1 protein-coding gene is annotated in these 1,523 nt (G+C 65.3%); it reads left to right on the plus strand.

The window, feature by feature from the left end; translation table 11 throughout:
* The first annotated feature begins 325 nt into the window (after positions 1-325).
* Positions 326-1,282 carry an IS481 family transposase gene (locus Y706_RS0102700; protein WP_028275362.1) on the plus strand — a complete coding sequence of 319 codons (957 nt, stop codon included), beginning with the start codon at positions 326-328 and terminating at the stop codon, positions 1,280-1,282.
* Positions 1,283-1,523: the final 241 nt, after the last annotated feature.

A 1,523-nucleotide genomic window follows, 5' to 3' on the forward strand; every position in this document is an offset into this window, starting at 1 on the left:
GCCGCCATCGACCGGGACGGTGTGTTCGCCCTGGTCCACCTCGTCGTCGAACAGCGGGTCAAGGCCTACTAAATCCACCCTGCCTACCTGGTTGCGCTATCAGTCCTGGTCGTCATTCGGCGTCCATAACCGCCATGACCGATAGCGCAACGGGTGGTTGGAGTGGTGCCTGGAGGCTACTCCCCTGTTTCGCCGCCTATTCCCCCGTCTCGCCGTCTAGGTGTACTGAGCCGGGACGTTGTTGACATGTAGGGCTTGAAAACGAGGAGGACCTCCGGGCTAAGTGGAGCTGTCTAGTTCACACACTTTGCGCTCGGAGGTCCTCGTGTCCCACGTTAATGCCCGGTTGACGGTTCATGGAAGACTCCTGATCGTTGACCGGGTGGCCGCCGGTCGCCCGGTCGCCCATATCGCGGCGGAGCTGGGCGTGTCCCGGCAGACCGCGTACCGGTGGGTCAGACGTTTCCGGGCCGAGGGCGCGGCCGGGCTTCGGGACCGTTCGAGCCGGCCGCGGTCATCACCGGCCCGGACGAGTTCCGACCGTGAGCTAGCCGTTCTGGACGCCCGGCGGTCGTTACGGTTCGGACCGCTGAGGATCGCTGCGTTCACCGGCGTCCCGGCCCGGACGGTGTCCCGGATCCTGCACCGGCACGGGGTCCCGCGGCTGGCGGACTGCGATCCGCTGACCGGTGCCCCGATCCGCGCCGCCCGGACCACGGCGAAGCGGTACGAGCGGGCACGGCCCGGGGAACTGGTCCATCTGGACGTCAAGAAGCTCGGGCGCATCCCGGACGGCGGCGGCTGGCGGGCCCATGGCCGCTCGGAGCAGGTCAAGGGACGCGGGATCGGTTACGACTACGTCCACGTCGCGATCGATGACCACTCCCGCATCGGCTACGCCGAGGTCCTTCCCGACGAGAAGGGTGCCACCGCGGCCGGGTTCCTCACCCGCGCCGCGGGCTACTTCGCCGGCCACGGCATCCAACGGATCGAACGCGTCATCACCGACAACGCCTTCGCCTACCGCAACTCCGCCGCGTTCCGCCAGGCAGTCGCAGATCTTGGAGCAGTTCAGCGCTTCATCAAGCCCCACTGCCCCTGGACCAACGGCAAAGCCGAACGCTTCAACCGGACCCTGCAAACCGAATGGGCCTACCGGCAGGTCTTCACCAGCAGCAACGACCGCCAATCCGCACTTGCGCCCTGGCTCCAGCACTACAACACTGAACGAATCCACACCGGCATCGGAACCACACCCATCACCCGGGTGTCACCAACCTGATGGCTCAGTACAGCTAGGACTGCCACCGGTTAAATGACTGAAGCTCCGGACGAACCGGAGCTTCAGTCATTTAAAAGTTAGGAGTGGCCTAGTTTTCGCCGGCCGAATCCGAGCGGCCCAGCAGGGTCTGCGGGATCCAGAACGCGGCGGCGAAGAGAATCAGGCAGACGGCCATCGGCCAGGTGTTTTCCAGCGTCAGGAAGGACAGCGAGTAGATCGCACCGAGGAACAGGACCATCAT

It is taken from the genome of Arthrobacter sp. I3 (assembly GCF_000520575.1).
Lineage (GTDB): Bacteria > Actinomycetota > Actinomycetes > Actinomycetales > Micrococcaceae > Arthrobacter > Arthrobacter humicola_A.